5 protein-coding genes are annotated in these 7,993 nt (G+C 64.0%); 4 read left to right on the top strand and 1 reads right to left on the bottom strand.

Features of this window, described 5'->3' with window-relative positions; all coding sequences use genetic code 11:
- On the top strand, positions 1-2,928 hold a 2,928-nt coding region (locus QZ501_RS14115), incomplete at its 5' end, for a pyridoxal-dependent decarboxylase (protein ID WP_295720394.1).
- 14 nt (positions 2,929-2,942) lie between these two features.
- On the opposite strand, the gene QZ501_RS14120 is transcribed toward QZ501_RS14115, so the two are convergent.
- Entirely contained in the window at positions 2,943-3,575 is a 633-nt protein-coding gene (locus QZ501_RS14120) for a hypothetical protein (RefSeq protein WP_202405701.1), read from the bottom strand.
- 121 nt (positions 3,576-3,696) lie between these two features.
- Between QZ501_RS14120 and QZ501_RS14125 the strand changes: the two genes are divergently transcribed.
- The 3 genes from QZ501_RS14125 to holB all read left to right on the top strand — a co-directional run.
- On the top strand, positions 3,697-4,668 hold the full coding sequence (locus QZ501_RS14125; protein ID WP_295720396.1) for a DUF58 domain-containing protein: 972 nt from the start codon (positions 3,697-3,699) through the stop codon (positions 4,666-4,668).
- Positions 4,665-6,680: a DUF3488 and transglutaminase-like domain-containing protein gene (locus tag QZ501_RS14130; RefSeq protein WP_295720399.1), complete on the top strand. Its 2,016-nt coding sequence runs from the start codon at positions 4,665-4,667 to the stop codon at positions 6,678-6,680. The genes QZ501_RS14125 and QZ501_RS14130 overlap by 4 nt, the downstream gene beginning before the upstream one ends.
- Positions 6,646-7,993, top strand: a 1,348-nt coding sequence (holB, locus tag QZ501_RS14135; protein WP_295720402.1) for a DNA polymerase III subunit delta', incomplete at its 3' end; no start/stop codon positions are given. The genes QZ501_RS14130 and holB, both read left to right, overlap by 35 nt.

A 7,993-nucleotide genomic window follows, 5' to 3' on the forward strand; every position in this document is an offset into this window, starting at 1 on the left:
CGGGAGCTTGAAGAGGCGCCTGTCTGGCAGCCGCCCGCCGAGCAGGCATTGCGTGCATTTACGGGGCCGGCACCAAGCCAGGGTCAACCCCTTGACCAGCTCCTGGATCATTTCAGGGATCATCTGATCCCCTATACCAACGGGAACCTCCACCCCGGATTCTTCGGCTGGGTGCATGGGGGCGGCAATCTCTATGGCGCCCTGGGTGAGCTCTGCGCCGCCCTGCTGAACAATAACCTCGGTGGCCGGAACCATATTGCCCATGCGGTTGAGGGCCAGGTGGTCCAGTGGAGTCGGGAACTGTTCGGGTTTCCGCAGCAGAGTTCCGGGCTGCTGGTCAGTGGTACCTCGATGGCCTCGGTTATTGCGCTTGCGGTTGCCCGGCAATGGGCTCTGGGCGAAGAGGTTAAAAGGCAGGGAGTCCAGGGAAAAGGACCGGTTCTGGTGGGCTATTGCTCAACGCAGACGCATGGGGCGCTGGTCAAAGCCTTCCAGTTGCTCGGTCTGGGCAGCGAGTCATTAAGAAGGGTGCCCGTCCGGGATGACCACTCGCTGGATACGGCGGCGTTGCGCGAATCCATCCGGAATGATCGTCGTGCCGGCCTGAAGCCGTTCGCGGTTATCGGGACGGTCTGCACCGTGAACACCGGCGCCATTGATGACCTGGCGGGGATCGCTGATATCTGCGAAGAGGAACAGCTCTGGTTCCACGTGGATGCTGCGTTCGGTGCCGCACTGGCGCTGCTTGAGGAGTACGCGGATGATCTGGCCGGTCTCGACCGGGCGGACTCGGTGGGCTTTGACTTCCACAAATGGTTCCAGGTGCCTTACGCGGTCGGAGGTGTGCTTGTGCGCGATGCCCAGGCGCACCGGAGTACGTTCTCGGAGCCTGTCGAATATCTCGAAACCCAGCCCATCGGTCTCGAGGCAGGTGCGCCCTGGCCCTGTGACCTGGGACCTGAGCTGTCACGTGGCTTTCTGGCCCTCAAGGTCTGGTTCACCTTCCAGGGGGTAGGGCTTGAAAGCATGGCGGCCAGTGTCAGAAAGCACTGCCGCCTGGCGCGAGAGCTGGCAATGCGTGTCAGCGTCGCTGAGGACCTGGAATGCCTGGCGCCGGTCAGCAGCAATATTGTCTGCCTGCGGTATCGGCCTTCTTCAGATCATGCCACCGGGGTCTGTTCAGAGCATTATCTGGATGCGCTCAACCGGGCTATCGTGACGCAGCTGCAGCTTCAGGGGGTTTCCGCTCCCTCCACCACAACACTCAATGGATGCCTCGCAATCCGCGTGGCCATTGTGAACCACAGAACGGAGTGGAAGCATCTCGAGCAGCTGCTCCACCATACCCGGCGCATCGGGGAGTGCCTGGATCAGCGCTATCCGACGCTCCTGAACCCGACGCACTGGCACTTCATGCAGGGCGGTGACGGCAGGCTCATCGTGGATCCGGTGACCGGGCTCAACCGCTACGGCTGTTCACCGGCCCCCCGCGACCATGCATTCACATTCGCGTCGTCGACGGCGTCGTCGGTTTCCCGTCAGGCTTACGAAGCGGCCGACCACTACCGACAGCAGCTGCTGCACGACCTGCTTGCCGCCGGTCCGTCAGAGGTCGTTCCGGATTGTTTCCGTAAGCTTGAGCATCAAATGATGGGTCTTCTGGGGCTGAACGACCTTGAAGCGTCAGCCTTTCTCGTGCCTTCCGGGACCGATGCCCAGCTCCTGTCGGTGGGCGTAACCGCCAGTGATTCTTCAGCTTCCTGGGTCAGTGTCGTCTGTGGCGCGGATGAGACAGGCTCCGGTACCCCTGAGTCAGTGACCGGCCGGCATTTCGACAGCGAGACCTGTCTGGGCGTGCCCGTCACCCGGGGCGAACGGCTTGCCGGCATGGCGCCCATTGGTTACCGCGCGATTGATATCCATGGCGAGACCGGTCGGGTTCGTTCACCCACGGAAATGGATGCGGCCATAGAGGATTGTGTGGCCTCACTGGTCAGCGAGGGCCATTCGGTCATCCTGCACGCGATGGAGCAATCCAAGCTGGGCCGGTGGTGTCCGTCACGGGAGGTCATGGACCGTCTCAGGGAACGTTTTGACGGCCGTCTTCAGATCATTGTGGATGCCTGTCAGTTGCGGACGGATCCAGAGGATCTGCGGACCCATCTGGAGCAGGGCGATATTCTGTTGCTGACCGGCTCAAAATTCTTTACCGGCCCGCCGTTCAGTGGCGCTGCCATTTTTCCCAAACAGGTTGGGCGACGGCTGGCCAATGATAGGGGGGCTCTGCCTGAAGGGCTTTCTGATTACATAACGTCTGATGCCCTGGGGAGCTGGCAGTCCATGGTGGCGTGCGCCCGGCCGGCTCTCCAGACCGGGGTTCTTCTGCGCTGGCGCGCGGCGCTGGCTGAAATGGAGCGCTATTACGCGGTGCCGGAACGCATCAGGGTTGATGGGTTGAACCGGTTCAGTGAACAGGTGGTAAGCCTACTCCGCGAGCATCCATTGGTTGAGCCCCTCTTTGCACCGGATGAGGACTGGTGGGCCAGGAATGATTTTGCGGGGCGGGAGCTGTCGAACCGTCGCAGCATTTTTCCGTTTCTGGTGAAGGCCTCACAGGGAGGTGGTTATCTGGATGCGGGCCAGACCAGGAGACTGTATGAGCTCCTGAATCAGGAACTGGACAGGGACAGTCTGGAGCCACTTGGTGAGGCTATGCGCAGGGCCGCAGGGCAGTGCTGTCATATCGGCCAGCCGGTTCCGTTGAAGGGGATCAGCAGCGCCGCCCTGCGGATCAGCATGGGCGCGCGGATTATTTCGGACAGTTATGCGGCCGGAGGGTCTTTCGAGGATCATCTGGAAGGGGAGGTGCGTCAGATCCGGATGATCCTCGACAAGATCGAACTGTGCGTCAGCCAGACACTTCTCTGAAGCGCAGGCCCGGCTTACTGCTGGGGCACATCAATCGAAAGATCAAAGCCGCCCCCGGCCCTGGGGGTCAGCTTGACCGGCCCTTCATCAATTCCCCTGGGCAGATCAATGGCGCCCACGCCCGGCGGATTGTTGCCCATCGAGAAGTTCAGGGTGTCACCATCAAAGCTGAGACCAAGCTGACCGTTTTCATAGCTGCGAGTGAAGGGGCCCTCGGGGATATCCGGGGTGCCGTAACCTGGAATCACCGGCTGCGGCAGGCTGGTATCGATCTGGGGCTGCAACCCCTGAAGCTGGTCCGCGGGGGAAGTCAGCGCCTGGCGGATGAACTCCTGCTCCGCAAAGTTCTGGGCCTGCTCAAGGCTTTCCATACGGTGGCGCTGCATGTCCATCACGGTCTGCGTTTCGTCTGCCTCGGTGCGGATGGGTTCGCCAGGGCGGACCAGTGCCCGGATGGCTCGTGCCCGGGTCTCCTCAATAGTACGCGTCTGGCGATCACGGCGGGGAGAGACCACAATGGCGGAGTCCTGAATGTAGGTTTCAACCATTTCATCCTGGGACAGGCTGCGTACACCATCTGCGAGCGCACTGCCGGCCATCAGCCCTGCACCCAGTGCGGTAACGGTAAGAATTGGTCTCAAAGCCATGGTCGTATGCCCCGCTCGTAAGCTGATTGTTCACCAATCAGTATTTGATGTTTGACAGCTTATTGCAATAGTGATTAGTGCCTAACCGTGAGTGTCTGTTAACAGCCGTGACAGGGGTCAAATGCCCGGTAAGATTGTGAAACGTCCCTGGCGCCGGTGGGTGAACCGGCGGATCCCCCGTGCGGATGACTACCGCCCGGGCCGGCGTAACATCTTTGTGCTTCCCACTCGGGAAGGGCTGATGTTCACCGGGGTGCTGGTGATTTCGCTGCTGACCGGTATCAATTACCAGAACAGCCTGATCTACCTGTTCACCTTCATTCTGGGGGCGCTGTTCTACGGCACCATCTTCCAGACCTATCGCAATCTTGAGGGGCTTCACCTGAGTCTGGTGCGCGCGGGTGAATCGCAGGCTGGTGAACGCCTGCCCATGGCGATACGCATCCGGGATGAGGAGCACCGCCCCCGGGCAGCGCTGCGGCTGAGGATCGACGATGGCGAACCGGTCACGGTCAGCCTTGAGGCCGGTGAGGGGCAGGTGGTGCCGCTGCCGGTACCGACGCGTCGGCGTGGGCCGCTGAAGCTGCCGTCGATCCGGCTGGAAACGGATTTCCCATTCGGGCTCATCCGCGCCTGGACCTGGTTCCGCCCGGCCTCACGGGGCCTGGTGACACCGCGGCCTGTAACGCCTCCGCCATTCGAAGCCTCCCCTGATGCCGAGGGCGACGAGGGGGAAGTCACTCTGAATGCGGAGCCCGGGGGTTCGGACATCCGGCTCAGGCCCTATCGTCTGGGGGATGCACTGCGCCGCATCAGCTGGAAGCGCTTTGCACGCAGCGGGCATCTGGTGGTGATGGACTGGGATACGCCGCCGGCGGACCCGCGCTGGCTGGACTGGGAGCAGTTCCCGGGGGCGGACACGGAGCTGCGCCTGAGTTATCTGGCCTGGCATGTCGGGCGGCTCAGTGAGCAGGGGCAGCCCTTTGGCCTGAGGCTGCCGGACCAGACCATTGAGCCGGATACCGGTGACCAGCATGAACGGGCCTGTCTGAACCGTCTCGGGGCCTTTGGGTTCGGGGAGATGCCGACATGAACCGCCATCACCTTGATCCATGGGTGGCCGCCTTCGGCCTGATCCTTCTGGCCCAGGTTCAGCGCCTCCCGCTGTGGCTCTCGCTGGGCGCCTGCCTGGCGGTGGTGTCCGGCTGGTTGCTCCAGCGCCACCGGAAGCGTGGCCTGCGCCCACTGTGGCTCGGTGTTCTGGCGGTGCTCAGCGCCGCGGCTTTCTGGGCTTACTACCGGGGCCAGTTCACGGTCGATACCGCCGCCTCTTTCCTGGTCCTGACGGTGGCGCTCAAATGGCTGGAGCTGGGGCGCCGCCGGGATCTGTTCATCCTGTTTTTCATCCAGTGCTATCTGGCAGTGGTCACGCTGCTTTTCCACCAGTCCATGCTCTGGACGGGCGGGCTTCTGGCCAGCCTGTTTCTGCTGTTTACCGGTCTGCAGATGGCGCTTGGGGGTCGTGCTCAGGGTATGGGCGTTGAGGCGATGAAGCGTTCGGCACTGGTGTTCGTGAAGATGCTGCCCGTGGTCATTGTACTGTTCATCTTCTTTCCCCGGATCGGGCCATTGTGGAGTGTGCCGCTGGTTTCGGAGCAGGGCACGACAGGGCTGAGCGACACCATGGAGCCCGGGGCCATCACCAGCCTGGCGCAGAATGATGACCCGGCGTTCCGGGTGACCTTTGGCGGGGATACGCCTGATCCGGGGCAGCGCTACTGGCAGGCGCTGGTGCTCGACCGCTTCGATGGCAGGCGCTGGGACAGGCGCAGTCTGAATGACAGGGAGGGAATCTCGCGGGTGCCTGAGGATGCCTCAGCCGGCGATCTGGCGGATGACGAATACGAGGTGATGCTTGAACCCCACGGCCGGCGCTGGGGCTTCGCGCTGGCGGATTCGGTGCCTGCATCCGCCAATGTGAGCCTCAACCGCAATGGCATGGTGCGTTTCGAACGCAGCGTGGATACCCGGCGGCGTTACCGCATGCAGTACGAACAGCCAACAGAGGCGCGGCGGCTGTCGGATGCCGAGCGACGGTTCTACACCCGGCTTCCCGGAGGCACCAATGAGCGGACGCGGGGATGGGTGGCTCAGCAACGGCGTGAGGTTGACGGCAGGCGGGCCTTGATTCGGCACTTGATGGAGCACTTCAACCAGAAGCCGTTCCATTACACGCTGCAGCCGGAAGCGCTCGGCAATGCGGACACAGTGGACGCGCTGATGTTCGAGACTCGGGAGGGGTTCTGTGAGCATTACGCCAGTGCGCTGGCATTCATGCTGCGCTCGGCGGATATTCCGGCGCGGATCGTTACGGGGTATCTGGGTGGCGAGGCGGGCGTCGATAACGAATACCTGATCGTGCGCCAGTATGACGCCCACGCCTGGGTGCAGGCCTGGCTGCGGGGCCGAGGCTGGGTACGGCTTGATCCCACGGGCATGATCGCGCCCGAGCGCATCGAGAGCGGGTTGCGCGAGGCCATGCAGGATCAGGGCGGGTTCCTGTCGGATGATCCCTTCTCCATGAACCGGTACGCGGATGTGGGCTGGGTCAACTGGATGCGCCTGCGCCTCGATGCCGCCAACTACTACTGGCAACGCTGGGTGGTGGGCTACGAAGGCCAGACCCAGCTTTCCCTGCTGGGGCGGCTGCCCGGTGATATTGACCGGCGTATGCTGGGCGTGATCACGGCCTCGCTGGTGGCGCTTCTGATCCTGGCCGGCGTCGGCATCTCCCTTCTGCGCGCCCGCCGCCGGCACTTCCGCGATCCCTGGTACCGCCTGTATGATCAGTGGTGCCGATGGCTTGAGCGTCAGGGGGTAGGTGCCGGCCGGAGCGATACCCTGGCCGCGCAGGTGTCGGCGGCTGGGCGGCGTTTTCCTGCGCTGGCCCCCGACATCCGGGCTCTGGGCCTGCTTCTGGAACGGGCATTCTACGATCCGGGGCAGCCCGACCAGCAGGCGCTCGCGCAGGCGCGCCGCCTTATGAACGCAATCCGAAAACGGAAATCCCATGGCCGATCCGGAAACACAGCCACTGCAGAGTGACTCCTTCGCTCCCTGGCCCTGGCAGTCCGAGGTGCATCAGCAGCTTTCACAGCGTCTGAAGGAAGGACGCTTCCCGCATGCGCTGATGCTGTTGGGCCCGGCGGGCGTGGGGAAACGCCAGCTCGCCGTAGCGCTGGCGTCACTGTTGCTGTGCGAGGCGCCGGTCAACGCGGGCAAGGGTATGACCGCCTGTGGCGAGTGCAAGCAGTGCCGCCTGCTGGGTGGTGAGGGACACCCGGATGCGCGCCGGCTCATGCCCACGGACCAGTCCCGCTATATCCGCATCCACCAGGTGCGGGCACTGGGTGGTTTCGTGATGGAGAGCCCTCAGGTGGCGCAGCGGAAAGTGGCGGTGATTGAACGTGCGGATCAGCTTAACCTCAATGCTGCCAACGCGCTGCTCAAGACTCTGGAGGAACCCCCCGCCGATACCTTCCTGCTGGTTCTCCAGCGCGAAGGCCAACCGGTGCTGCCCACCATCCGTTCCCGCTGCCAGATCCTGCGGGTTGAGGCGCCCGAAACCGCCGAGGCGAGGACCTGGCTGGCGGAGCGGCGTGACGAGGATGCGGCCGGGCTCGATCAGGCGCTGCGGTGGGCCGGCGGTGCGCCGCTGGAGGCGCTGCGGCTGCTGTCGAACCTGGAGACCGACGATTCCAAGCTGCTGCAGCTGGTGCTGTTCGGCCAGCCCGAGCTCGATGCTAATCTCGACGCCAACGAGATCCGCCAGCTGCGCGAGCGCATCACCCATTCGTTCCATCTCGAGCCGCTCGTCTGGCGCGACGTGGCGCAGTACCTGAATTTCCGCCTGCGTGCGGTCGGCTATCGCGGGCCGGACCTGTTCGATCACCTCGAGCGGACCGGCGCACCGATGATGCCCCGGGACGTCGGCCTCGTGATCGGCGAGACCGGCGCCCAGGCCGGCGACCGTGTCCTCGACGCCGGCACCGGCACCGGCGTGCTCGCGGGCTATCTCGGCCGCCTGGGCGCACAGGTGACCACTTACGAACGGGACCCCGACTTCGCCGAGGTCGCCCGGGAGAACGTGGCGACGGCCGACGTGGGAGAGGCCGTGACCGTCCGGACCGGCGACCTGGTCGCGGCGCTCGACGACCTGGCCGACGACGACGGATTCGACCTGGTGACCCTGGACACGGAGGACGCCCCCGCCGTCGTCGAACGAACCCCGGACCTCCTCGTTCCCGGCGGCTTCCTGGCGGTCTACTCGCCGTTCGTCGAACAGGCCCGCGATGTCGTCCGGACCGCCCGCGAGGTGGACCTGGCGGCCGTCGAGTCAGTCGAGACGATCCAGCGGG

This window comes from uncultured Halovibrio sp., assembly GCF_913056445.1.
Taxonomy (GTDB): domain Bacteria; phylum Pseudomonadota; class Gammaproteobacteria; order Pseudomonadales; family Oleiphilaceae; genus Halospina; species Halospina utahensis_B.